Below are 26,851 nucleotides of genomic sequence, written 5' to 3'. Positions count from 1 at the left end.
GTTCACGTACTCCGACGCAAAATCACTCATCTTAACGCAACCCCCTGAGGATAAGTCTTGGCTACCTGCTCTTCGCGGCAATGTGATTACCGTCGAGCAATTATTGCCTCATTGACCTATAAATTAGATTTTACTGAATTAATATATGTATGCAGTCTGAGCTTTTACGTATAGATCCGGAAACCCGGGCGTCTATTGCCCCTCTTAATCAAGTATCCCGACTTTAACACATAACCTACAGAATAAAAGCAATTTTAATCAACGCGGCATCAGCTTTTCCTCTTAATTTGCCGGAATCGTATTGTCATTTGCAGAATCTTTTTTTGATTTCACGGAATTTTGATTGGAATTCATCTAACCTTCATGCAGCGAAGAGTCATTCCGCAGCATGTCCCCGCACGCTAAACCGACTGTCCGAGAATATGCATGCGAGAGGGGGCCGCTGCCGTCCAGTCCTCGCGCTTCTCCGACCGGAGGATTCTGAACACGGCCACGCTGATGCCTGCGAGCGTCCAATATATATAGGGAATGACGGATACGCCGCTGGTCGTTCCGATGGTGATCAGCAACGCCACCATCGTGCCGAGTAATGCATTGATATTGAGGGTAGGCGTTTCTTCGGAAAAACACGCGCGCAGAAGATTAAAGACGATCGTGCCGAAGATCATGGCAAACAGGAACAGGCCGACAAGGCCATAGCCCAGCGCCAGCGCGATGTAGGAGTTGACGATGTCGATGATGCCTTGCCCCTGGATCATCTTCTGCATCTCCGGTTCCGCGAGATAGTCGTCCGAACCGAAAAGCGGGTATCGCTCGATGACGATCAGGGAGTTTTCCATCAGCATGACGCGATAATCGGAGGTCTCCACGTCGACGGAACCGACGAAAGGCAAGAGCCGGTAGACCCGCTCCCCGGCTGGCGTCAGCATCAGTGCGGAAATCACGACCAACCCCGCGACGGAGGCCACCGACAGATTGACGAGGCCACGTCTCGATATGGTGATCGAAATCAACACCACCATGGCAAAGCCGAGCCATGGTCCACGGGAGACGCTCGCATAGAGGCCTGCGAGAATGATGCAGAGGGCCGCGAGCACGACGACGCTGGACAATCTATGGCGCATCGTTGCGAGGAGGCATCCGCCCGCGGCAACGAAGACGACACCGAGACCGATGGGCTCGATTGCGGTGACGGCGGCGCGCAGCTGGCCGTCACGGAACAGGTAGGGCGCGATCAGGTGGACGCCCCACTGGTCGATGACGCTGTTGTAGAGGCGCCAGGTCTTGCCCATCTCGACCACCGCGGCCAAGGCCAGAGGCAGCGACGCCACCACCAGCGCCAGCATGGCTTTACGGACATCGTCCAAGCTCGTCAGCGCCCGGCTGAAAACGTAATAGGGCAGCACGATATCGAGGACATGGATCACGCAGGTGCGGATACCGACGGTGACGTCGCCGCTGCGAAACGCCAGCACGCAGATGAGGCCGACAAAGAGGATGACCAGCTTGTCCGTCGTGCTGATCGGGCCCGGACGATCCTTGCGCATCAGCGCGATGGCCGTCGGCAGCAGGAAGACCAACGCCAGTATCCGGGCCGGGTTGAAATCGAGAATCTTGTTCATCAAGCCGGGCAGGCTGACGGTGATGTCGATGGCCGGCGCCGCAAACAGCAGCATCACGTAGAAGTAGACAGGCTTCGTCGGATCGCGATGGAGGACGATGGCGAGCAGGGCGAGGAACAGCGAGAAGAGAACGAAGTTTCCCGACGTGAAGACGACGACCACGGTCGCCATCCAGACATTGCGCCAGAGAGAAAATTCAGCCTCGGGGATCATCCCGTTGACCGCGCGCCGCCCGACCATGAAGGCGGGTATCGCGACGACGACGACAAAGATCAGCGCCTTGATATATTCCGGCATATTGGCCCCATGTCGGCCGACATGCGCGGCCATTGTCCCGGAGTGGGCAGCTTTAAGCCCCCGCCCTCGTCCGTTAAGAGGTTATTGGGTACGCCGGCACACGACAACTTAACCGTTCAGGTAGATGACTCGGGGTTACCCCTCCGCCATAAGGCGTAAGCCTGAACGATCGAGGGGCGCGTTCCGGGCTCACAGCACGAAGGAGACGTGCCTGACCAGCATTTCGAACGCGTGTCCGACAAGATAGCCAACCGGCCATGCCAGAAGGATCACGCACTCGAACTTCACGCTGTTCAGCCGGTAGCGAATGTTGAAATACAGAAGGATCGGCAGGGTGAGAACGCCGTGCAGGGCAATCGCCCACAATGCACCTTCGAAGCCGAACAACCAATTGGCAAGCGGCACGAGGGTAAAGAGCGCCGCCGTCTTGACGAAGCTCAGGATCGTCAGGTTCTGCGGCCGGCCGGCCGCCAGATAGACCGACGACGCGACGCCGAACCGGGTGACGAGCAGGCTGAAGGACAGGATTTCGATAATCAACCCCGCCTCGGCATAGCGATGATCGTAGAGCAGATCGATGATCGCCCTGCCCCCGCCGTAAAGGGCGCCGGCGCTGCCGACGAAGAAGAGATCGAAGGGCAGGCGGAAGTTATAGTAGACCTTGCGGATCTGCTCCGGGGTTTCCCGCGCCACCCGGCTGAGGGCCGGTGTTGCGACGGCTGAGAACAGCCGCCCGCCCGCGCCCTCGATCATCGCGACGAGATTGAACGCCAGGACATAGAAGCCCAGCACCGTGGGCGTCACCCAGCCTGCCAGCAGAAGGCGGTCGCCATTGGCCGCGAGCACGCTGAAGGTCGATGCGAGCATGATCCACCGGCCGAAGCTCATCATCTCGCCCAGCGCCTTCCGGTCGATATGGACGCGATTGTTGGTGCCCGGCAGGCTGGTGTGGCTGAGGACGGTGAGCACTAGGGCATTCACCCAGCTGGAAATGACGAAGGACCAGATCGATCCCGTCGCCCAGCAGAGCAGGATGGCGACGACGAGGCTGATGACAAGCGCGATGAACTCGATGATCGTCAGTCGGGACAGATCCAGGTTGCGGGCGCGCGTTATCGCCTTGGTGGATTGGAAGCCCATGATGACGGCGGCAAAGCCGACAGCGCCGATGATCAGGGAGAGATCCGGATACTGGTACACCCCGCCCGTCGTCAGCCCGTAGACATTGGCCTGATCGATGGCGATTCCGACACCGATGCAGATCAGCCAGATCAGGACGCCACGGACCATCTGAAGCGTCCAGGCGGTGTCGAGGAAGGACTGGACATTGCCGTTGGGGCTCTGGATCACCGCCTGCCGAAGGCCGACATCCGACAGCAGCGTGATGACGACGAGAACCATCGTCGCAACGGCCATGACGCCGAAGACTTCAGGCACGAGCAACCGGGTCAAGACCAGGTTCGAGAGAATCCGCAGGATCTGCCCGAGCACGTATCCGCCCATAGACCACCCGCTCGCGCGCAGGACCACGGCCCGGAAGCCGGTGCGGTGCGATGTCGTCGCTGGATCTGCGGGTGGTTTCGCCGGCCTGAAAGGGCCTGCTCCATCCATGGCTTGAGGAACGGTCAAGACGCGGAAGCCTCCATGCTGTCCTCAATCAAGCTGGTGTAACGGACCCTTGCGCAAGACGCGTTCCTGAACCTCATGCGAGCTGCGAGACAAAGGGTTCGGCCTGCCGCACATCCGGGCCGACAGGCTCGGCTGCAACGGCGATGCCTGCCTGCGCACCGACAGTCCCGGCTTCGGCTTCTGAAATCGCGGCGCGCATCCGTCCGGCAAGGACGCGAACATAGGGCTCGAGCACCATGCTGTCGTGATCCCCAGGCACCTCTATGACGCTCAGGCGGTCGATATGGGGTGTCCAGCCATTGTCGTCGAGAATGGTGTCGCGCGTCGCGTTCAGACGCCGGCGGCCGGGAAGCACATAGTGGACGGCAGGCTTCGGGCGCAGCAGCGTCACCGAGCCGTCATATCGGTTCAGCTCGTAGCGCAGCAAGGCGCGACGGAAGGCGCTTTCGATCCGCTCGTTGTTGAACGCCTCGGCCGGCAGCCCCTGCCCTTCCGCATCTTTCTTGCGCTGCTGTTCCAGCTTCCAGGCGGCGTGGTCGCCGAGCCATGTCGTGAGGAACCTTCCCTTGTGCCGCCGGATATCCTGCAGCTTCATATGCAGCTTGTCGCGAACCGAAAGACCGGGTTGCGTCGGCAGCGGCGTGTCCAGCATCACCACATGCGACACCGTTTCACCGGCCGCCTGCAACTGCCGGGCAATTTCGAGCGCTGCCAGTCCGCCGCCGGAATAACCGGCGAGAAGATAGGGACCGGCCGGCTGGACGGCGCGGATCTCGGCGATCGCATCGCGCGCCGCCTCCTTGAAGCATTCATGCGGCGCCTGATCGCCAAACAGCCCCTTCGCCTGCAGCCCGTAGACCGGCCGCGTCGCACCGAGGATGGCGGCGAGGTGACGAAGATTGAGCACGTTGCCGAACATGCCCGCACAGATGAAAAGGGGTTGTGCGGCCTGACCCGGGCCCGCATTCCGGCCGGGACCCGAATGCATCCCCACGACATATTGCGGCCTTGCGGCCGGAAGCGCGTCGACGCTTTCGGACGCCGGAGCGTCGGTCTCTCCAGGCTTCATCTGCGCGCGGACGATGTCCGCGCAGCGGGCGATCGTCGGCGCCTCGAACAGAACGGAAATAGGGAGATCGACGCTGAAGCCCGTCTTGATCATCCGAAACAGGCGAACCGCGATGAGCGAATGCCCGCCGAGTTCGAAGAAGTTGTCGTCCACGCCGATCTGGGCGACACCCAGAAGCTCGCGCCAGTATCCTGCGATGGTTTCCTCCACGGGATCGCGGGGTGCGACGTAACCGGTGTCGACATCGGGCCTCTGGAAGCCGCTCTCGGTGGGAGCGTCCTTCCGCGCGGCAACAGCCGCATTCTCGCGCAGGCGTTGAAGGTCGATCGAGCTGATGACCGGCTGGATCTCATTCGTCGCGAGCGCCCGCAAAAGAGCGTCGAAACCCTCCGTCTTCATGATCCCGAGGCTCGTCTGCACCCTGAGCCGCAGCAAGGCGGGCGACAGATGGCCTTGCGATGCGGCCGGGTTTTCGACCGCGCTCTCGTGACGCACCGGTGCCGGCATGGTCCGATCCTCGAGCTGCTTCATGACGAAGCGGCGTATCTCCAGCACGGGGTCTCCGTCAGGCTCGGTGATCAGGACGTCGAAGACGGCATATCCCGCGCCGAATTCGTTCACGTCCGACAGGCGCACCCGGCTGACGATGGATGCCGGCAAAGGTTTATGAACGGTGATGAAGCCGTAGGTCATCGGCACCCAGAGGCGAGCAGCGCGATCCGGCGTTCCAACCAGCGCCATCCCATAGCCGGTGGCGATGTCGAGCAGGGCGGGATGCATCAATGTCTGCGCGTCGCTCAACCGATAGGCGACGTCCAGTTCGAGTTCCGCGATGGCCTCCCGGCTTCCGAGCGTCAGCGATTTCAGCACGTCCCAGCGCCGGCCGAAGCGAATGTTCTCAGCCTGTGCGGAGACGAGCGTGGCGCCGGGGTGCGCCACCTGGCGCACCATGCCGTCCATCGAGGGGCCGGGAATGTCCAGCACGGGCGATACGGCGCCCGATCGCGTCACCAGAACGGCCTCTGCATAGGTTTCGAACGGCTGGTCTGCGGAAGACCTCGCCGTCACCACCGCCCGGTATCCGCCCGTGCGCGGCGCGAGCCGAACGCGAAGCTCCGTCGGCGCGCGATCGTCTACCAGAAGCGCTTTCAGGAACATGAGGTCGCGAATGTCGAGCTGCAGCGCAAGCCCGTATTCGCGCGCCGCCTGAAGGATAAGCTCGATATAGCCCGTTCCCGGAAGAACGGCCTGGCCGTTCGTCAGGCGGTGCTCGTCCAGCATCCAGTGGCTTTGCGGGCTGAGACCGAGCGTCAGCCACGGCCGGCCCTGCTCGTCCTCGGTCCATCCCTCGAAGCACGGGCCCTCAGCCGGACCGGCGACCGGAATAAGATCGAGATCGCGCATTTCGGATCCCACCGCGCGCGCGGCGAGCCCGACATCGTTCCAGATACCCCAATGGATCGCGCGGGTCCTGCGACCGGAAATGTCGGACATGCTCTCCGCATAGGCGTTGAGATAGGCGTTTGCCGCGACGTAATCCACCTGGCCGGCCGGAGCGGTGTCCGTACTGGTCGAGGAGAACAGAATGACGAGATCGAGCGACACGTCCCGGAAAACGTCGTCCAGAACGGTGGTTCCCAGCAGTTTCGGTGCCAGGACGCGCTTGATGCTGTCCTCGGATTTCACCTGGAGCGGGGCATCGTCCACGAGGCCTGCCGCGTGGAAGACACCGTTGATCTCGCCGAACCGGGCGAGCGCGAGGCTTACCGCCTGCTTCATCTCCTCCGGATTGGTGACGTCGGCCTTGATATAGAGAACCTCGCCACCGCGTTGCTCGATCTTTCGGATCGCCGAGGTCGCGCGCCGGATGGCGTCGTGCCCGTGAAGACGGTCATAATCGGTCCAGGTCTCCCGGGGCGGAAGCTCCAGCCGTCCGGTCAGAACAATACGGGCCTGATAGCGGTCGGCGAGATCGCCGGCCAGAACGAGGGCGATGTCCCCGAGACCTCCGGTGAAGAAATAGACGCCCCGGCGACGGAAGTCCGAGCCGAGCCCTTCGCCGGCCGCAAGCGACATCTTCTCGTAGACGCGCGACCAGCGATGATGCTGCCGGTACGCGACAGTCTCGCAGGCCGGCGCCGCCAGAATGTCTTCCCACAACTGCTCGACAAGCAAGGCGGGCGGCGCGTCGGCAGCCACGGGTTTGCGCGGCTGCCCAAAGAACGTCTTGGGCGCGGATGTTTCCCCGAAGGGCAGTTGAACATCCACGAGCTTGACCGTGACACCGTTCAGCTCCTTGGGAATGACAAGGCCCGGTCCGAGGACGGTCGCCTTTTCCGGATAGGGCACGGGTTCGGGGCCCACACGCTGCATGCCGTTGGTGACGACCGTCATGTGGATGTCGGACGTGCTGCCGCCCTCGCTGAGGGCCTGCGCCAGAAACAGAAGACTGTCGAACCCGCATTCCTGATTGCGATGGAAGACGTTCGAGCCGGGCCGGAAGCGGTCCTCACGGGTCACGAGCCACAGATGTACAATGTTCGAGGGAAGGCAGCCGTCGCCGGCAAGGCCGGCAATGAGAGCGTCGTAGCCCGGCCGCCCCATTTCGGCGCAGAGAACATAATCGTCGGCGCTCCGGCGGGCGAAGGTGTCCGCCAGCGTGACGGTGACGACGCGTGCGCCGCCCGTCCGCAACCTATCCACGAGGCTGCGGCCGAGACCGGCCTCATCGAGAAAGACAAGCCACGGGCCCGACGGGGTCGGCGCCCCGTCGATGAAGTTGGACACCGACTTCTTCCAGGCAGGACGATAGCCCCAGTCTGCGATATCGGCATTCTTGACGAGCGCCACATCCTTGCGGCCGGCGCTCTGCGTTGCCGGCTCAATGAAATAGCGTTTGTGTTCGAACGCATAGGTGGGCAGCGATACGCGTCGCGGCGCGCTGTCCTGCCACAGGGCATCGATCGTCACCGGCAGCCCGGTCGCCCAGGCGCGACCGAGAGCTGCGTGAAAATGCAGCCGGTCGTCGGTGAGGTCGCTCGCATGCGGCAGCGTGTTGATGACCCGGTTGGCGTCGATCCCGCCCTGCGCCTTGGCAAGCGACGAGAGGGTGCGTCCCGGGCCGACCTCGATGTAGATCCGGCCCGGATCCTGCGCCAGTGCCGCCATGCCCGTCGCGAACTCGACGGTCGAACGGAGATGTCCGACCCAATAGAGGGGATCCGTCGCCTCGCGCGCGGTCAGCCAGGTCCCGCTTCTGTTGGACATCACCGGAATGGCCGGCGGACGCAAGACGAGCGTTCTGAGAAACGCTTCGAACCGCCCGAGGATCGGGGCGAGCATGCGGGAATGCGCCGCGATGTTGATGGGAATGCGCGATGTATCCACGCCGCGTTGCGCAAGAACCGCACCGAACGCTTCCAGATCGGCATCTCGTCCTGACACGACGCAGAGACCCGGCGCGTTGACCGACGCCATGTCGAGCGTCGGCGGGAGCAGCTTGACAAGGTCCTCCGCATCGAGCGAAACGCTCAGCATGCCGCCGGCTTCCACCGTGTCGAACAGTTCGCCGCGCAACCGCACGAGATTGACGGCATCGCGATAGGACAGAACGCCCGCGACGCAAGCCGCGGCGTTCTCGCCCATGGAGTGGCCGATCAGGGCCTTCGGCATCACGCCCCACGACATCCAGAGGCGGGAAATGGCGACTTCGACGATCAGGATCGCCGGCAACTGCACGGAGGGACGCAGGAACGAGACGGGATCGGCCTCCTCCGCCAGCCAGGCGTGGTGCACTTCGGACGCCGCCGCCGCGGTCAGATAGGACAGACCTTCATCGACATGGGCGCGGAAATCGGCATTCGCACGGTAGAGCGCCCGCGCCATGCCCGGATGCTGCGCGCCGCCGCCCGGAAAAAGGAACACCGCACCGGACACAGCCTCGACCGGCGTGTGAACGAAGGTTCGGCTCGGCGCCGGATCGGACAGCGTCGCGATCGCATCGTCCCGGCCCTCGACGGCCACGACCAGCCGGTGCTCGAAATGCCGGCGTCCGTGGAACAGCGTGTAGGCGACATCCGCGAGAGCCTGCGCCGGCTGACCGGAGAGATGGGCCGCCAGTTGCGCCCGCGCGCGGTCCAAGCCCTTCCGATGGCGCGACGACAGCATCAGAACCAGCGGATGGTCGCCTGCCTGCGTGCCGGGTGCCGCGACGGGAATGGGGGCCTGCTCGAGGATGGCGTGCGCATTCGTGCCGCCGACACCCAGCGAGTTGACGGCGCCGCGTCTCGGACCCTGGACCTGCGGCCATTTCGACAGTTTGTCGTTGACGAGGAAGGGGCTTCCCGCGAAATCGATCGACGGATTGGGCTTCTCGAAGCCAAGGGTCGGCGGCATCTCGCCATGTTTCAGGGACAGCGCAACCTTGATGAGACCCACCACGCCGGCCGCGGTGTCGAGATGTCCGATATTGGATTTGACCGATCCCACGCGGCAGAAGCCGGAGCGGTCGGTGCTCTGCCGGAACGCCTGCGTCAGGGCCGCGATCTCGATGGGATCTCCGAGGTAGGTCCCGGTGCCATGGCATTCGACATACTGGATAGACGCCGCATCGATGCCGGCGAGGCCCTGCGCCTCGATGATGGCTTCGGCCTGCCCTTCGACGCTCGGGGCGAGATAGCCCGACTTGCCGGCGCCGTCATTGTTGACCGCCGTGCTCTTGATGACCGCATGAATGATGTCGCCTTCGCTGATCGCGTCCGAGAGCCGGCGGAGTACGACGACCCCGGCGCCGCTGCCGAATACGGTTCCGGCGGCGCGATGGTCGAACGGCCGGCAATGTCCGTCGGGCGACAGGATTTCGCCTTCGTTGAACATGTAGCCGCGGCGATGCGGCATCTCGATCGTGACGCCGCCCGCGAGCGCCATGTCGCTTTCGCCGTTGATCAGGCTCTGGCAGGCGTAGTGAACGGCGACGAGCGACGTCGAGCACGCGGTCTGGATGTTGATGCTCGGCCCGTGCAGATCGAAGAGATAGGATGCGCGCGTCGCCAGGAAGTCCTTGTCGTTGCCGGTATGGCGCAGGAGGAACATGCCGACCTGATCGACCAACTGGCGGTTGCTGCAGATGTTGAAGTAGAAATAGCTGCCCATGCCGCATCCGGCAAAGACGCCGACCGGCCCGGTTTCGCGGTCCGGCGTCCTGCCCGCATCCTCCATCGCCTCCCACGCGCATTCCAGAAACTGGCGATGCTGCGGGTCCATGATGGCGGCGTCCTTGGGGCTCATGCCGAAGAACTCGGCGTCGAACATCTCCATATCGGGGAGATCCGCCGTCCGCTTGACATAGTTCGGATGGTGGATCCGCTCCGGATCCTCGCCCGCCTCGGCCAGATCGTCCGCCGAAAGCGTGCGCACGCTTTCCACGCCATTGCGCAGGTTCTGCCAGAATTCCGCTGTCGTCCGGGCGCCGGGCACCCTCAGCGCCATGCCGACGATCGCGATGTCACAAGGACCGATTTGAGACGAATTTTCCAGCATCTGGACCCTACTATCAACACCGAGGGGAAGAATGACCGAGCGCGGCCATGACGGCACGTGCAGCGCGCGGACCCCACCCGCGTTCACCTCGTGATTTTCCCCTTACCGTCTGCGATCTCAAGTACACCTTCTGAAGACACCCTCATCCAAAGGGATGTGGCGTCATCTGCAAGGGGATGTCCGTTGGGTGATCGAAGGGGGAAACACACCCGAACGGGTGCTTTGCCAGAACTTGATAATTGGGCGCGCAACGGTTGGAATAATCCTGTTCTTAACTGCGAGGTGACCTCATGACGCGTGTTGATTGTGCATTGATCGGCGACGAATTGCTGCTGGTGCAGTGCGCCGAAATTCTGCTCGGACGCGGTCATGCCATTGCCGTCATCACCACCGCGAACCCGCGCGTGCGCGACTGGGCCGAGCGGCAGGCGATCCGGACGATCGACCCGACCCACGGTTTCGCCGAAGCGCTTGCCGGCCTCGATTACGGCTGGCTGTTCAGCATCGCCAATCTCCGGGTGATCCCCGAGGCGGTCTGGCGGAAGGCCCGGTCTGGCGCGATCAACTTCCACGACGCGCCACTCCCCGCGCGCGCAGGGCTGAACACGCCGTCCTGGGCCATTCTCGAGGACGAACCCCGCCACGGCGTGACATGGCATGCGATCACGAGCGGCATCGACGAAGGTGACGTCTATGCCGCAGAAACGTTCGAGATCAGCGCCGACGAGACGGCCCTGACCTTGAACAGCAAATGTTTCGAGGCCGGCATCAAGAGCTTCGCGACGGTCCTGCAGCAGATCGAACAGGATATGCTGCGCCCGCAGCCGCAGGACATTTCGCAGAGACGCTATTACGGCCGGAACCGCCGTCCCAGCGCGGCCGCGACCCTCCGGTTCGACCAGAGTGCCGACGCACTGTCGCGCATCGTGCGCGCGCTCGATTTCGGCGCCGGCTACGTCAATCCGCTTGCGCTTCCCAAGATCCGCACCGGCAGCGGCCTGTTTGCCGTCACCCGCTTCGAGATCCTGTCGCATCTTCCCTCAGAGCCGGCAGGCTTGGTGATGACCGTCGGCCCTCAGGGGGTGACGATCGGCACTGGCGATCGCCCGGTCCTGGTTGAAGGCGCGACTCTTGCGGCCGGCCGTGATGACAAGCTTTCGGATGTCCTGCGGCCCGGCATGGTTCTGCCGCTGATGAGCGAGGAGGAGGCGCAATCCCTGTCGGAGGCGGTCGAGGCCATTGCCCGTCATGAGCCGGGTTGGCGCCGGCAGTTGCTGGAAATCATCGATATCGAAACCGACGGTATCCGCATGGCCGAAGACGGCCGGGCTGCCGACATTCAGGTGCTGACGCTCAATCTGCCCGCAGCCATGATGCCGGGCGATGCGGCCTCCGTCATCGGTGCCTTTCTGGCGCGACTGTCCGGACAGACGGCGTTCGATATCGCCTATCGCGGTCCGGCGCTGCAGACGCTCCAGGACAGCCATCCCGGATTTTTCACGGCAGCCGTTCCCTTGCGCATCTCCGCGCCCGAGGACGCTCCGGTAACGGATCTCGCGCACCAGATCCGCACTTCGAGGGATCGGCTGGCGACGGCCGGCGCCTTCGCGATCGATCTCGTTCAGCGGGTTCCCGGTCTCCGGCACCCGATCCTGTCCTTCGGCCTTGCGGAGATCGAGCCGGCAGCGGCCGTGACACCGATCGAGGCCTGCGCGGTCACCTTCGTCGTCTCCGAAGGCACGCTGCGGCTGCTGCACGACCGCAACCGCGTGAGCGATGCCACCGCGGCGCAGCTCGCCGCGCGGTTTGCGATCTTCGCCGAAGCCTTTGAGGGCAGCACCGGCCCCGTAGGCGCGTTGCCGCTGATGTCGAAAGAGGAACAGCACGAGATCGTGACGCGCTGGAACCGGACAGAGCGCGATTACGACCGGGATGTCTGCGTTCACCACCTGATCGAACGGCAGGTCGATGCGCAGCCGGACGCGGAAGCGATCGCATTTCGCGGCCGGTCGCTCACGTTCCGCCAGATGGATCAACGCGCAAACCGCATCGCGCATGCGCTCGCCGCCTGTGGCGTCGGGCCGGACGTTCTGGTCGGCCTCCATGTTTCACGCTCGCTCGATCTCGTGGTCGCGGCCCTTGCCGTGCTCAAGGCCGGCGGCGCCTACGTCCCGCTCGACCCGGATTTCCCGATCGAGCGCCTGGCCGATATGGTGGAAGACAGCAAGGCGAAGGTCATTCTGACAGAGCGAAGCGTTGCCGGCACCTTCTCGGACGCCCTCACCCCGGAGCGCCACAAGACGCTGTTCATCGAGGATTGCCTGGCCGAACGGCAGGAGACAGGCGACGACGGACGGCTCGCGTCCGGGGTCACGGCAGGCGACCTTGCCTATGTGATTTATACCTCCGGTTCGACAGGCAAGCCCAAGGGGGTCATGGTCGAGCATCGCAACGTCGTCAACTTCTTTGCCGGCATGGACGATGTCATCCCGCGGTCGGGACGCGACCGCGACGTCTGGCTCGCGGTCACGAGCCTGTCCTTCGACATTTCCGTGCTGGAACTCTTCTGGACGCTGGCGACCGGCTTCAAGGTGGTCGTGCATGCGAACCGTCGACAAAAGGGCACGGCCGCGAAGACGCGGCGTTCGCGCGCCGGCCGGCCGCTGGATTTCGGCCTGTTCTACTGGGGCCACGATGCCGGCGTGGACGGAGAGCGCTACCGGCTGCTGCTGGAGGGCTCCAAATTTGCCGACCGAAACGGCTTTCAGTCGGTCTGGACGCCGGAGCGGCATTTTCATGCCTTCGGCGGCTCGTATCCGAACCCGGCCGTGACGGGCGCGGCCGTGGCCGCCGTGACGGAAAACCTGTCCATCCGGGCGGGAAGCTGCGTCTTTCCGCTGCATCACCCCGCCCGCATCGCCGAGGATTGGGCCGTCGTGGACAATCTCAGCCGGGGACGGGTTGCACTCGCCGCGGCTTCGGGATGGATGCCGGAGGATTTCGTTCTGCGCCCCGAGAACGCGCCGCCGCACAACAAGGCCGCGCTGCTGCGCAGCATCGACGAGGTCCGCCGGCTCTGGCGCGGCGAGAGCGTCGAATTCCCCCTTGGTGACACGAAAGTTGCCGTCACGACGCATCCGAGACCGTTGCAGAAGGAGCTGCCGGTGTGGCTGACGACTGCCGGCAATCCGGAAAGCTACCGCGAGGCAGCGCGTGTCGGCGCGAATGTCCTGACCCATCTTCTCGGCCAGACGGTGGAGGAACTGGCGGACAAGATCGTCATCTATCGCGAGGAGCTGGTCAAATCCGGCCGTAATCCCGACGATTACAAGGTCACCCTCATGCTTCACACGCTTCTCGGCGAAGACCGGGAAGAGGTCCGGGCGCAGGCGCGCCAACCGATGAAGGACTATCTGCGAAGTGCGGCGGCGCTGATCAAGCAGTATGCCTGGGCGTTCCCGGCCTTCAAGAAGCCGCAGGGCGTTTCGCAGCCGGCCGATATCGACCTGCAATCGGTGTCGCCGGACGAACTCGACGCCATTCTTGAGTTTGCCTTCCTCCGATATTTCGAGGACAGCGGCCTCTTCGGCACCGTGGACGATGCCCTGCTGCGCATCGATCAACTGCTTGCCATCGGCGTGGACGACATTGCATGCCTTGTGGATTTCGGGGTCGAGCAGCAGGTCGTGCTCGACCGGCTGCAGCCCTTGGCGGCGCTGGTCTCGATCGTTCGCGGCGCGGCACAGGAAGACGACATCGGCGAGGGATTTGCCGCGGAGATCGCGGCGCATGCGGTAACCCACATGCAGTGCACCCCGTCGATGGCGCGGATGTTCCTGATGAGCGAGGAGGATCGCACGGCCTTCGCCAGCCTTCGCCATCTCTTCATCGGCGGCGAGGCGCTGAAGGGATCGCTGCTCAGAGACCTGGCGGCCGAGACCGACGCGCCGGTGATCAACATGTACGGACCGACGGAAACGACGATCTGGTCCTCCACCTTCCCCGCCGCCGCGACGCAGGAAACCGTTCCGCTCGGCCATCCGATCGCAAACACCCAGCTCTACGTTCTCGATGCCGCCCGCCAGCCCGTGCCGGCAGGAACCGCCGGCGAACTCTATATCGGCGGCGATGGCGTCACACGCGGCTATCTCAACCGCGAGGCGCTCACAGGCGAGCGCTTCCTGTCGAACCCGTTCGAAAAGGGACGTATCTACCGGACGGGCGATCTCGTCCGCTTCGCAGAGGACGGCGTGCTGCACTTCATCGGCCGCGTCGATCATCAGGTCAAGGTTCGGGGCTACCGCATCGAGCTTGGCGAGATCGAGGCCCAGATCGGGCTTTTCCCCGGCGTGCTGGAAACGGTGGTCGTCACGCGGGAGGATACCGCCGACGATGTGCGCATCGTCGCCTACATGCGGACCTCGGTGCCGATTGCCGATGCCGCGCTACGCGCGCATCTGGCCCGGACACAGCCGGACTACATGATCCCCGCGCATTTCGTGACCCTGGACGCCTTTCCGCTGACGCCCAACGCCAAGATCGACCGCAAGCGCCTGCCGAAGCCCGATATAGCCCAGACCCCGGCCATCGCCGACCGGTTCGTTCCCCCGGCTGACGGGTTGCAGCAGGCGATCGCGGAGATCTTCCGGCGGGCGCTGAATATCGAGCGGGTCGGGACCACGGACAGCTTCTTCAAGCTCGGCGGGCATTCGCTGCTGGCGATCAAGGTTCATCGCGAGCTCAAGGCCGGCGTCGCGCCGGATCTGACGATCACCGATCTCTTCCGGTTTCCGACCGTCGCGGCCCTTGCCGAACATATCGGCGATCGGGGCGAGAAGACCAACGAGCGCCTCGGGGAGGCCGCCAGCCGGGCGGCCCGCCGGCGGATGGCCTTCGGCGGCGCGGCGGGCCGGAGCCACGTGAGGGATCTTGTCTGAACCGTTCTTCCGCAGTCTCTTCGACCCCCGGATCGCGACGTCCGAGGGTCTGATCGGCGAATACTCTTTCGGGGATTTTCCCGAGGAGGCCGCTCTCATGCGCAACGCCGCGCCGAAACGCCGGGCGGAGTTCTTTGCAGGCCGAGCCTGTGCGCGACATGCTCTCGGGCAGCTCGGACTTCGCCCGGTCGCCATCCCCTCAGACGCGGACCGGGCACCGGTCTGGCCGGACGGGATCGTCGGAAGCCTCAGCCATTCGCAGACCCTTGCCGGCGTCGCGCTCGCCTCAAAGGCCGACGGCTTTCGCTCGATCGGCCTCGACATCGAGGAGGCGACCCCGCTCGATGAATCCTATGCTGAGGAGATCTGCATCGCGAGCGAGCGCGACTGGCTCGCGCGCATGCCGGCGGAGCGCCGGGGCCTGTTGCTCAAGGTGATCTTCAGCGCCAAGGAATGCGCCTACAAATGCCAGTACCCCCTCACCCGGACGTTTCTCGGGTTCGAGGCATTTCGTATCGATCTGGATTGTGACAACGGAAGCTTCGTGGCGGAAACGACGGCCGCTGTCGGGCCGTTTCCAGACGGTTACAGACTGGCTGGACGCTTCCTGATCGCGCGCGATCACATCGCCACGGCCATCACGCTCCGCTGAAGCTGGAACTGCGATGGCCGATATCGGGCAAGTGCGTCGATGGCGCGTCAGTTCCGCGTCGGCAGTCGGCCTGAGACTTCGCCCCAGAACAGCCCGGCCAGCGGCACGACGGCATAGACGTAGCGGCGCCACAGACGCTTCGGATCGGAGGCCATGCGGTGGAGCCATTCCAGGCCCGCCCGCTGCATCCAGAGGGGAGCGCGCCTTTTCCGCCCGACGAGAAATTCCAGTGCCGCGCCGACACAGAACCCGATTCCCATTGCCTCGCTCCGGCTGGCCAAAGCGTGCGCGATCTTCTCGGACTGGGGTGAGCCGATGGCGATGAACACGAACCGCGCATCTCCGGCAGCGACGAAATCGACGCAGGCATCGAGCGCGGCGGTATCCGTCCAGACGTCCGGCGGCGGCACGAGCGAACGAAAACGCACGTTGGGATAGGCCGCCGCGAGATCGACCATGATGGCCTCGTTGGCGGCTATGACCGAGATGAGATCGCCTGGCTCGATGACGGACTTGAACAGGTGCACCGTCAGATCCGAACCGGTCATCAGGGGCAGCTTCAGAAAGGTTGCGTGCGCCATGGCCTGGATCGGCCTGCTATCGCACAGAGACAACCATGCCTGATCGTAAAACGACCCGAGCGCCCTTTCGCGGTTCAATCGCACGACATGATCGACATTGGGCGTAACCACATAGCGAAATCTGGAGGTGGGATCTGCGCTGCGGATGAGATCCAGGATCCTGTCGCGGGGCACGAGATCGAACGGCGCGCCAAGAAACCGGCATCGTCGTCCCAGAGGGCCGCGCAAGGGTCTTAGCTCCGTATGCTCCACGATTGCCATGCCTTACTCCTCCCAGAGATCGAGGGCTCGACGCTCCCTTTAGAGGATGTCACCGATAAAACCCTGTTATCGTTAGCTTTTGAATGTGCGCGGAAAATTACAGGCATAGCAATTGATCGCTCGGCATCCCTAGGGTGTATGGCCGGCCCTCCGGGTGGTCTTATGGTTACGAAAGGATTAACGGGCGCCTATCCGAAGGCGGTAGACGGCGACATTGAGCATTTTCGAGATCCGACCCTAGTCTTGCAGACGTCATCGGAGGCCAGGGTGAACCCACGGGCCGGGGTGATTCTACGGGGAGGACCGTCCATGCTGCACTATCCGTTCTGGTCGGCGGCCATGTTCATGGCGGCGCTCGCCTGCGTGCCGGCCGTGATCTTCGCGGTGGAATGCATCACGGGCAGCCTTCGCCCGGCGCGCAAACGCGCACCGGGCGAACAGGAGGCCGGCAAGAGAGAGGTCGCCCTCGCGGTCCTCGTTCCCGCGCATGACGAGGAAGACGGCCTGGCCGCTACGCTTGCCAGCATCGGCCGGCAGCTTCAGGCCGGCGACCGGCTCGTGGTCGTCGCGGACAATTGCACCGACAGGACCGCCGCCATTGCGCAGCAGGCCGGCGCCGAGGTGGTCGAGCGGCACGATGCGACGCGGCGTGGAAAGGGCTATGCGCTCAGTGCGGGCATCGCCCACCTCTCCGCCGCACCGCCGCCGGTCGTCATCATCGTCGATGCGGATTGCACGCTTGCCCCGCATGCTCTCGATCGGCTTGCAGAGGCGGCCGCGACGTCTGGAGGACCGATACAGGGCCGCTACCTCATGCAGGCACCCGTCCTCGGCAAACTCGATCTGGCCGTCTCCGAATTCGCTTTCACCGTCAAGAACCACGTCAGGCCCCTCGGCCTGTCGAGACTGGGCCTGCCCTGCCAGCTGACGGGAAGCGGCATGGCATTTCCCTGGGCGGTGCTCGCTAAGGCCGACCTTGCGAACGGGCATCTGGTGGAAGACATGAAGCTGGGTCTGGATCTGGCAAGGCAGGGCTCTGCGCCGCGCTTCTGCCGCGATGCCGTCATTCTCAGCCAGTTTCCCCAGACGCGACGCGGCCTCGACAGCCAGAGACGGCGCTGGGAGGGCGGGCATCTCGCCATCATCGGGACGGCCGTCGGTTCGTTCCGGAACGTCCGCCTTGTCTTGCAGCGGGCCTATGTCGCCATGGTGCTCGACGTGTTGGTTCCGCCGCTGACACTCCTGGTGCTGGTGCTGGCGATGGTGTGGGCCGCGTGTGCCGTCGTGGCGCTTTCCGGAAGCGGCCTGTTGCCGTTGACGCTGGCCACAGTGAACGTCGCCTTGCTGTGCGCGGCGACCCTGGCAGCCTGGCAGGCGCACGGGCAAAGGGCCCTGCCGGCGCGCGCCCTCGGCAGGCTTCCCGTCTATGTCGTCCGCAAGATGGCCAGCTATCCCGGCGCGCTTCTGGGAAGACGCCCCACGGACTGGGTGCGAACGGACCGCAAGTCCTGAGACATATCGAGCGGCGCGGTCTCACGCAGGGTTACGCCGCTCGAAAAAGAACGCCTTCGCATCCGTGTCGATCACATCGCCCGACACCAAGACGCAGCAGAACCCGGGCATCAGCGCGACGTCTGGTCCTTCGTCCCGATCCTGCTGCGAAAAACAAAATGGGAATGGAGTCCGTCATGACCTTACCGCACGAGCATATGATCCCGTATCATTCGACATCGCGGAAACGGCGGAGCCTCGGCTTCGGGGCCATCGAATACATGGCCGCGGCCGTCGATTTCGCCATCGTGCTCATCTCGAGCACGCTCGGGTTCATGCTGTACGAGCATGTCGTGTTCGGTGCCTACAACGATCCCTCTCCCTATGTCGGCATCGGATTGGTGGCCTCCACCATGTTCGTGCTCGCGATGAGCGGCGTGCATGCCTACAGCGCGCAGCAGATCCTGCAGTTGCGACGACAGGTCATGCTGGTCGTGCTTTTGATCACGACGGTGCTCTGCTTCCTTCTGACCGTGATCTTCTTCCTGAAACTCGGCGACACCATTTCGCGCGGCGCCATCATCACCATCGCCTTCATTTCCACGGTCGGCCTGCTCGGCACGCGCTATCTCTGGTATGCGCATGCCGCTCGCTCGATCGCCCATGGGATGTTCCGCCGCAGACGCGTTCTGCTGATCTGCCCGAAGTCCTACCAGGTCGATCAGCTTCGCGGGCATGCCGGCCTGTCGGGCATGGAGATCACCCATGTCCTGCCCGTCTGCGAGGAAGCCTCGATCGGCGGCCTGACCGGCGACGTTCTCCGGCGCAACGGCATCGGCAACGTCGACGAGGTGCTGGTGGTCTGGAAACGCGCCACCGTTGCCGACATGGAATCCAACCTCTCGGCGTTGCGGCGCTTTCCGCTTGCGGTCAACGTCATCTTCGACAGTTTCGTCGGCGGCATCGTTTCCGGGGAATCGCAGAAGATCGGCGGCGTGCATGCCTTCCAGACGCAGCGCCCACCGCTTGCGGCATGGGAGCGCGGCCTGAAGCGGTGCTTCGACATCGTCTTCTCTCTCAGTGCGCTGATCCTGCTTCTGCCCGTGCTGATCCTCATCGCGATCGCCATCAAGATGGAAAGCAAAGGCCCCGTGCTGTTCGTGCAGTCGAGAAAGGGTTACGGCGGCGACGCCTTCCGGATTCTCAAGTTCCGCAGCATGCGGGTCATGGAAGACGGCGCCGGCATCCGCCAGGCGACCCGCAACGATCCCCGCATCACCCGGATCGGCGCCTTTCTCCGGGCGGCGAGCCTTGACGAACTTCCCCAGTTCTGGAACGTGCTCCGGGGCGAGATGTCGATCGTCGGGCCCCGTCCGCATGCCATCGCGCATGACGATCTCTACGACGCCCTGATCAGCGAATATGCGATGCGGCAGCATGTGAAGCCGGGCGTCACCGGCTGGGCGCAGGTCAGCGGCTGCCGGGGCGAGACACCGACGGTCGAAAAGATGCGGGAGCGTGTCCTGCACGATCTCTGGTACATCAACAACTGGTCGATCTGGCTGGATCTGTGGGTCATCCTCAAGACGGTGATCGTCGTTCCCGACCTGACAAAAGCCTATTGAGAGCGATCTCGATCGACCCTCGGCCGCAGCACAGTCCCGTCGCGGCGTTTCCCCACACATGTCCAAGAGGGTTCCATGAGATTAAGCGACTTTCCGCGGCGGATCGCTCTCGTCGTGTTCATGGCAACGGGCCTTCTCGGGCGCAGCGACGCGGCGGCGCGCCTGAGTCTCGGGGAGTTCGAGGCGCTCTACGCCGAGCCGCTCGCACCGCCGCAGACGCCGCTGCGCGTCTACCATCTCGGTCACAGTCTGGTCGGCCGCGATATGCCCGCCATGCTGGCGCAGCTCGCGCCGGAGGGACATCGCTACGAGAGCCAGATCGGATGGGGAACCACCCTGAAGGCGCATTGGGACCCGCAGGGCACGATCGCCGGCTTCCAGGAGAACGACCCGAATCGCCACCGCGCGCCGCACGAGGCTCTCGCGAGCGGCGAATACGATGCCTTCGTCATGACCGAGATGGTCGAGATCCGCGATGCCATCCGCTACTTCGATAGCCCGGACTACGCGCGCCGCTGGGCGATGGCGGCGCGTGCCGGAAACGAGCGGATCCGCGTCTACCTCTACGAGACATGGCACGCGCTGAGCGATCCGGACGGCTGGCTGATGCGCCTCGATACGGATCTCCACCGCCAGTGGGAGGGCGAGATCCTGCGGCGTGCGCTTGTTGCAGCGGACACCGACGCCGCCATCTACATCATCCCGGCCGGCCAGGTCATGGCAAAGGTCGTGCGTGAGATCGAGGCGGGGCGCATTTCCGGCCTGACCAACCGCAAGCAACTGTTTTCCGACGATATCCACGTCAACGATGCCGGAGCCTACCTCGTCGCGCTCACCCATTATGCCGTGCTCTACCATCGCGACCCGACCGGGTTGGCATACCAGCTCAACCGGCATGACGGCACGCCTGCGGAAGCGCTGCCGCCCGAGGCCGCGCGGCGGATGCAGGAGATCGTGTGGGAGGTCGTCTCGGCCATGCCTCGGACGGGTATCGCCCGATAGCGGCGACGCCAAGCGCGGGCGGGGCGCTTGCCCGGCCAACGTGGCCGGGCGCTATTTGTATTCGATGATCGCCTGCCGGCGACGGCGCGCCGTGTTGATGTAGAAGGTCATCGCGCCCTGGAACTCGGGAAACTTGCCGAGCATGTCGAACAGGGCATTGCGCCAGGGCACCCGCGCCCAGGGCCCCCTTGGCGTTCCCCCCGAAGAGCGCCTCACCGCTTCCTGACGCAAGGCCATGCGCGCGATCTGGGCCGGGTAGAGCGCGAGCAGCAGGATCGCCGGCGGAAAGGCGAACGCGCCGATCAGCGCCGAACCCGGGAGGACGCCGCCCCACAGGATCGCGCGGCCGAGACTGCGGCCCCAGATACGGCTTTCGGCGTGCCGGTGAAGGCCGGCGACTTCGGCAAAGGCATGGCCGCTGCGCACGGCCCGGCGCCACCACTGGCCGAACCGGTGGATATCGGCGTCATGCTGCGTCATCTCGCAGTCGAGCCGCCAGATGCTCCAGCCCGCGGCGCGCAGGCGCACGCAAAGCTCCGGCTCCTCCCCGGCAATCAGGTCGGAGCGATAGCCGCCCATCTGGCGGAACAGATCGGCCCGGATGAGGATGTCGCCGCCACATTCCAAGGCCTTGCCCGGCGGGCCGCTCCACTCGCGGTCGCAGAGCGCGTTGAAGACGGATGTTTCTGGAAAACGCTCCCGGCGGCGTCCGAAGACGAGCGCGACCGACGGGCGATCGCGCAGAAAGTCTCGCGCTGTCCCGATCCAGCCCGCGTCGAGCGTGCAATCGCCATCGATGAACTGGACGACGGCGGTGTCCGGCCAGCGCGCCATCGCGGCTTGAAAGCCCGCATTGCGCGCGCGCGCGGCCGTGAAGGGTGTGGTGATGTCGAGCTGCACGACGGTGGCGCCGAGGTCGCGCGCCGCGGCCACGCTCCCGTCGGACGAGCCGGAATCGACATAGACCGTCCGCGTGATGCAGGCCCCGAGCGAGCGCAGGCAGGCGATAAGGCGCGCGCCCTCGTTTCGCCCGATCACGACCACGGCGACATCGGTCGGGACGGTTGCGGCATCGGGTCCGGGTCCGTCCTGCAAACCCGTTTGCTCCTTATCCCAATCGGCGACAAAGCCGGCTGTGGTCATGGCGTCGATCTCCTACCCCTCAAGAAAGGTCCTGACCGTTTCCCATTTGGGAGAGTCCGCGGCGGAGGATTCGGTTTCGAGCAGACCCCAGCTACCCCATTTGCTGTAGCTGCCCATGGAATTGTAGAGGACGTAGGTTTGACCCCCGGCCGCCCACCAGTTGTTCAGATGCTTCCGGTAGAGTCCGGCCATCCGTCGATCCCGGTTGGCGCTGCGAAACAGCTGGTCGATCTTCTCGTTGTTTTCGACGCCCGAATGGCCCGCGAGATGCTGCCCGCCCTCATAGGCGACGAGGCCGACGCCGAAGGTTTTGGCAATGCTTGCCTGCGTCTCGATCATCACCTTGTTCGCGCCGTCGATATCGGCATCCAGCGCCTCGAAGAGTTCGTCCAGCGTCCAGCGCGAGACGGCGGCAGCCTGTTCGGGCGAGCCGATGGAGCCGCCGAAATAGGGGGCGACGGCCAGCACGTCGGCATGTTTCCGGGCGTTGCCCCAGGACAGGATCGTCTCGCTTGCCCATCCGATCCCCGCCTGGGAGGCGTAGACGCCGAGCACCCTGTCCTTGTCGCTGCCGAACGCCTTTTCCCAGATGTCGATGACCTCGCTCGACCGTTGCGCATAGAAGCGCAACTGGGCTTCGAAATCGTGGACCGACAGATTTCGGCGCAGACCCTCCTGCCGCGCATAGGCGGCCTGTTCGAACATTCCGTTCCAGACCTCGTTGGAATATTCGACGTAGACCGGCAGCGCCGGGTCGAGATCGCGTCGCACCTGCTCGGCAAATCGGCGCACGTGATCGTCATCGGCCCTGTGCGGCAGAGTGAACCAGGGCGCAATCCGCAGCGTGTTGGCAAGCTCCACCATGTATTCGAGCGCGACGCCGCCTTCCGACTGGCCGAAGCGGGCATAGGCGGGCCTGTCCGACCAGCTGACGATCTTGGAATTGTTGGTGTCCATCCAGTCCATGAAGCGCAGGGCCGACATCGGCTTCCAGCGGTCGAGAAACGGCTGTCGAAACGTCTCGGATGCCTGCGGCACCGCATTTTTCGGATAGAGCCGCAGGTTGCGCAACGGGTCGCGGGCATCGGTGGCAACCAGCCGGGCGGAGATCGCGCCGCCCTGACGCAGGTCCCGGATGACGTCCTCGCCCCGGCGCCGCTTCGTCACGGCCGCACCGGTATAGTCGAGGCGACCGTCTCCGTCATACTGCACGACGAGATCAATGGGCAGGTGATCGCGATGCGGCGTGTGGATGAGAAACGTTTCCAGATAGCTGCCGCGCGGCACCGAGAGGGGATATTTCTCCGCCGTCATCGGCGGCAGCGGATAGGTCCAGCTGAAGGGCGCCGTCTCCGGCTGCATCCGCCAGGGGGAAGCCGCCATGGACAGGTTCGAGAACGGCTGCTCGTTGCCCCAGTAGGAAAGCCCCGCCAGATTGATCCCGATCTGCCGGCCGGCCGGCGGCGCGCTTTTGGCGAAGGCCTCGACACCGCGCACGGATGGCAGCAAGGCAAGGCCGGACAGGATTTTCAGGGCGGTTCGGCGATGCATCGATCAGCTCCGGGAACGTTCGCTTGCAGGATCGCGTCTCCGCAGCCTTCTTGCAGGGACGGGGTCCACCATTCTCCTATGGCAGCACCGCGCGCCTTGTAAACGGCGCCTTTCGATGGAGCCTGCGGACGTCAACCTCCCCTTTTGTCTAGTTCGTCGGATAACCGCCGCTGATCCTATACTGGGCGCTTAACGTGTCTCTTCCCTCTCCGGCTCTCCCCGTCCCGGGTCTCAAGGATCGTGGTCTCCATGCGCATCGGATATTTCACCAACCAGTATCCCGCGCCGAGCCATACCTTCATCCGCCGGGAGATCGCGGCGCTTGAGGCGCGCGGACATGAGGTCGACCGGTATGCGATCCGCCCGTCGGCCGTTGCGTTGAAGGACGCGGACGATCTTTCGGAGGCGCGGCTGACGCGCCATCTTCTCCGGGCGGGCATTGTCGCATTCCTGACCGCGGGCCTTCAGGCACTGTTCTATCATCCCAGAGGTCTGGTCGCAGCGTTCGGATCGGCGCTTCGCCTCGCCCGAAGCGCGCGAAACGGCTATGTGAAGCACCTGATCTGTCTGGGCGAGGCCATCCTTCTGGCGCGCTGGTGCCGGGACGACGGGATCGCCCATCTTCACGTCCATTTCGGCACGAACCCGGCCGCGGTTGCAGCCATCGCCCACGAGATCAGCGGCACGCCCTTCAGTTTCACGGTCCACGGGCCGGAGGAATTCGACAGGCCGGAGGAACTCGGCCTGTCGCGAAAGGCCGAAAAGGCCGCCTTCGTCGTGGCCATCAGCTCGTTCGGCCGCAGCCAGCTCATGCGCTGGATTCCGGCAAAGGATTGGCAGAAGATCCACATCGTTCCCTGCGGCATCGACGAAGATTATCGCCGCGAACCGGCAAGCGAACCGTCCACCGAGTTTCGCCTCGTCAATATCGGCCGGCTCTGCGAACAGAAGGGGCAGATGCTGCTGGTCGAGGCGGCCGCGCGCCTGCGCGATGCGGGCGTTGCATTCCAGCTCGTCCTCGTTGGCGGCGGGCCGTTGAAGGATGAGCTGGAACGCACGATCACCCGTCTGTCGCTCGAAAAGACCGTGATCCTGGCCGGCTGGCTTTCCCAGGACGAGGTCCGCCGTGAAATCACGCGGGCGAGGGTGATGGTGCTGCCGAGTTTTGCCGAAGGCCTCCCCGTCGTGCTGATGGAGACCATGGCGCTGATGCGGCCTGCGATCTCGACCTATGTCGCCGGCATTCCCGAACTTTTGACGCCGGAGACTGGCTGGCTTGTGCCGGCCGGGGACGTCGAGAGCCTCGCGGATGCCATGCGCACAGCCCTGACGGCGAGCGAGCAGGAGCTGGCCCGTATGGGCATGGCCGGTCGCCGCAGGGTGCTGGAACGCCACGACATCGCCGTGTCGGCGGAACGGCTCGAGGGGCTGTTTGCGATATCGCAGAAGACACGGTCGCCCGCGAAACGCCCCCTTCCCGCCGGCGCGACCGCGCAGGCGGTCTGACAGATCCGCTCCGCCCGGCACATCATCAGCGCCGGGGCTTGCCACCATCGATCGTCGTCACCGGGCTGGCGTGACGGATGAAATCGCCCAATAGTTTCGGCGGTCCGCCTGAGCGTTTCCCCTCCAGAAACATCCGCATCCGGCACAGAACATGGCCGACGACCCAGGCCGTGTCGGCCATCAACCGGTAGGCCGCACCGTGATGCTTCAGATAGTAGCGTTTGCGGGAATTGAACCAGTAAGACGGGCGACGGGCTGGACGACGATCGCGCAGGGTGACGCCGGTTGCCTGGCCGACCAGGTGAACGACCCGGCTCGCGGGGACATGCCAGCATTCCCAACCGGCCTTCGCCGCGCGCAGGCAGAAATCGACCTCTTCGTAATAGAGGAAGTAATCCTCATCGAGCCCGCCGATCTCTTCAAAAACATCGTAGCGCACGAGCATCGAAGCGCCAGAAACCCAGTCGATCCGCGCGGGCGTATCGGGCATCGGCGGGGCGACCTGCCAGCGGCGCAGGAGACGGGTGACCGGGCCGAACCGGACTTCGCTTTCGAAGTCCGCTGCCAAAGACGGAAACCGGAAGGCGCAGGCCTGGGGCGTCCCGTCGGGATCCTCCAGCCGGCTTCCGGCGATGCCTGCAGCCGGATGCCGTTCCATGAAGCTGACAAGGCTGCGGATGGACCCGGGCCGGGCCACGGTATCCGGATTGAGGAGCAGCACATAGTCCGGCCGCCCCGCCTCGAGCGCATGGTCGATGGCGCGATTGTTGCCGTAGGAAAAACCGCCATTGACGTCGAGCGCGCGGAAATCGACGTTTCCGGCCCAGCCCCGCTCCGCGATCGCAGCGGCGATTTTCTCCGCCGAACCGTCGCCTGAAACGGCGTCGACGATCACGATCCGGGTCTTTTCGGGAACGGTTCCCGGGACGGCCAGGGAGGCGAGGCAGTCGATCGCAAGATCGGCCGTCCGGAAGTTCACGATCACGACCGCCAATGTGGGCTCGACCTGCATCGGCGGGTGCCTCCTCACGTTTCCATCGGGTTGTAAGCGGCGGGAGCGAGGGGAAGGCGCGGAATACGCGCGGCAATCCCGTGCCGTTGCCGGTCGATCAGCACCTTGCGGACGATGCTGGAGCTGACGACCTTCGCCGATTTGGCATAGGCATAGACCAGGCAGCGATCGGCCAGAACGTTGATGATGCGGGGAACACCGCGCGCTTCCTCATGCAGCATCATCTTGGCCGGATTGGAGAAGAGCTCGGGACGGCCGCCGGCGACCCGTATCCGGTGATTGATGTATTTGCTGGCCTCCCTCGACTCCAGTTCCGGCAAATGGAAGTCCGAGGAGACACGCTGGGCAAACTGCACCATGCCCGAGGACTGCAGCATGTCGCGCAACTCGGGCTGTCCGACGAGGACGAGCTGCATCATCATCCTGTCACGGTTGATGTTGGACAGCATCCGCAGTTCCTCCAGCCGGTCGATCTGAAGGTTCTGCGCCTCGTCTATCACGAGGACGACGCGGCTGCCGGGCCTGTCGCCCGACGCCACGAAATCGCAGAAGCGCTTGTAGAGTGCCGGATAGGATGCCCCTTCGAACGGCTGTCCGAATGCCATGAGGATCCATTCCAGCAGATTGCCGAAATTGGCGGGCGTATGGGATATCAACCCGATCCGGGCTTCCCCCTGCATGCTTGCCAGGAGATGATTGACGAGCGTCGTCTTGCCCGATCCGATGGCGCCGGTGATGACGGTGAACCCGGCCTGATTGATGATCCCGTATTCCAGCATCGAAAAAGCCATCAGATGCGAAGGGCTGAAATAGAGAAATTTCGGATCGGGAATGATCGAAAACGGCTTCTCGTTCAGCCCATAGTAGCTTTCATACATTCAACCGCTCCGCAGCATGAGGCGTTTCGAAGATCGTGTCTCCGGCGCCGATGCGCC

General features: G+C 64.2%; 14 protein-coding genes. 6 read left to right on the top strand and 8 right to left on the bottom strand.

Going from position 1 to position 26,851, the window contains the following annotated elements:
• Window positions 1-401 precede the first annotated feature (401 nt).
• From ASG39_RS20615 to ASG39_RS20605, 3 genes are all read right to left on the bottom strand, one after another.
• Window positions 402-1,919, bottom strand: coding sequence for an O-antigen ligase family protein (locus ASG39_RS20615; RefSeq protein ID WP_165915137.1), 1,518 nt, complete (start codon window positions 1,917-1,919; stop codon window positions 402-404).
• A gap of 189 nt (window positions 1,920-2,108) precedes the next feature.
• Window positions 2,109-3,449, bottom strand: coding sequence for an oligosaccharide flippase family protein (locus tag ASG39_RS20610; protein ID WP_062596831.1), 1,341 nt, complete (start codon window positions 3,447-3,449; stop codon window positions 2,109-2,111).
• Window positions 3,450-3,621: 172 nt separating this feature from the next.
• Entirely contained in the window at window positions 3,622-10,155 is a 6,534-nt protein-coding gene (locus ASG39_RS20605; protein ID WP_062596830.1) for a type I polyketide synthase, read from the bottom strand.
• 290 nt (window positions 10,156-10,445) lie between these two features.
• Between ASG39_RS20605 and ASG39_RS20600 the strand changes: the two genes are divergently transcribed.
• Window positions 10,446-15,092, top strand: coding sequence for a MupA/Atu3671 family FMN-dependent luciferase-like monooxygenase (locus ASG39_RS20600; protein ID WP_062596829.1), 4,647 nt, complete (start codon window positions 10,446-10,448; stop codon window positions 15,090-15,092).
• Window positions 15,085-15,744, top strand: coding sequence for a 4'-phosphopantetheinyl transferase superfamily protein (locus ASG39_RS20595; protein WP_062596828.1), 660 nt, complete (start codon window positions 15,085-15,087; stop codon window positions 15,742-15,744). The genes ASG39_RS20600 and ASG39_RS20595 overlap by 8 nt, the downstream gene beginning before the upstream one ends.
• A 47-nt stretch (window positions 15,745-15,791) precedes the next feature.
• On the opposite strand, the gene ASG39_RS20590 is transcribed toward ASG39_RS20595, so the two are convergent.
• Window positions 15,792-16,586, bottom strand: coding sequence for a WecB/TagA/CpsF family glycosyltransferase (locus tag ASG39_RS20590; protein WP_062596827.1), 795 nt, complete (start codon window positions 16,584-16,586; stop codon window positions 15,792-15,794).
• A gap of 309 nt (window positions 16,587-16,895) precedes the next feature.
• Between ASG39_RS20590 and ASG39_RS20585 the strand changes: the two genes are divergently transcribed.
• The 3 genes from ASG39_RS20585 (at window position 16,896) to ASG39_RS20575 (ending at window position 20,704) form a co-directional block, all read left to right on the top strand.
• Window positions 16,896-18,098, top strand: a complete 1,203-nt coding sequence (locus ASG39_RS20585) for a glycosyltransferase family 2 protein (RefSeq protein WP_062596826.1) — start codon at window positions 16,896-16,898, stop codon at window positions 18,096-18,098.
• 176 nt (window positions 18,099-18,274) lie between these two features.
• Window positions 18,275-19,702: an undecaprenyl-phosphate glucose phosphotransferase gene (locus ASG39_RS20580; protein ID WP_062597051.1), complete on the top strand. Its 1,428-nt coding sequence runs from the start codon at window positions 18,275-18,277 to the stop codon at window positions 19,700-19,702.
• A 75-nt stretch (window positions 19,703-19,777) separates the two neighbouring features.
• On the top strand, window positions 19,778-20,704 hold the full coding sequence (locus ASG39_RS20575; protein WP_156468224.1) for a hypothetical protein: 927 nt from the start codon (window positions 19,778-19,780) through the stop codon (window positions 20,702-20,704).
• Window positions 20,705-20,755: 51 nt separating this feature from the next.
• On the opposite strand, the gene ASG39_RS20570 is transcribed toward ASG39_RS20575, so the two are convergent.
• Both ASG39_RS20570 and ASG39_RS20565 read right to left on the bottom strand, forming a co-directional pair.
• On the bottom strand, window positions 20,756-21,847 hold the full coding sequence (locus ASG39_RS20570) for a glycosyltransferase (protein WP_082477399.1): 1,092 nt from the start codon (window positions 21,845-21,847) through the stop codon (window positions 20,756-20,758).
• A 12-nt stretch (window positions 21,848-21,859) separates the two neighbouring features.
• The gene (locus ASG39_RS20565; protein WP_244481283.1) at window positions 21,860-23,398 is read right to left on the bottom strand and encodes a hypothetical protein; all 1,539 of its coding nucleotides are present in this window, start codon (window positions 23,396-23,398) and stop codon (window positions 21,860-21,862) included.
• 249 nt (window positions 23,399-23,647) lie between these two features.
• On the opposite strand from ASG39_RS20565, the gene ASG39_RS20560 reads away from it, so the two are divergent.
• On the top strand, window positions 23,648-24,904 hold the full coding sequence (locus ASG39_RS20560; protein ID WP_082477398.1) for a glycosyltransferase: 1,257 nt from the start codon (window positions 23,648-23,650) through the stop codon (window positions 24,902-24,904).
• A 25-nt stretch (window positions 24,905-24,929) separates the two neighbouring features.
• On the opposite strand, the gene ASG39_RS20555 is transcribed toward ASG39_RS20560, so the two are convergent.
• Window positions 24,930-25,916 carry a glycosyltransferase family 2 protein gene (locus ASG39_RS20555; protein ID WP_062596825.1) on the bottom strand — a complete coding sequence of 329 codons (987 nt, stop codon included), beginning with the start codon at window positions 25,914-25,916 and terminating at the stop codon, window positions 24,930-24,932.
• Between the two features lie 14 nt (window positions 25,917-25,930).
• Window positions 25,931-26,794, bottom strand: a complete 864-nt coding sequence (locus ASG39_RS20550; RefSeq protein WP_062596824.1) for an AAA family ATPase — start codon at window positions 26,792-26,794, stop codon at window positions 25,931-25,933.
• Between the last annotated feature and the right edge of the window lie 57 nt (window positions 26,795-26,851).

It is taken from the genome of Rhizobium sp. Leaf371 (genome assembly GCF_001424045.1).
In the GTDB taxonomy this organism is placed as follows: domain Bacteria; phylum Pseudomonadota; class Alphaproteobacteria; order Rhizobiales; family Rhizobiaceae; genus Ferranicluibacter.
The sequence above is the reverse complement of the archived record's forward strand: the minus strand, read 5'-3'. Positions and strand labels throughout refer to the sequence as shown.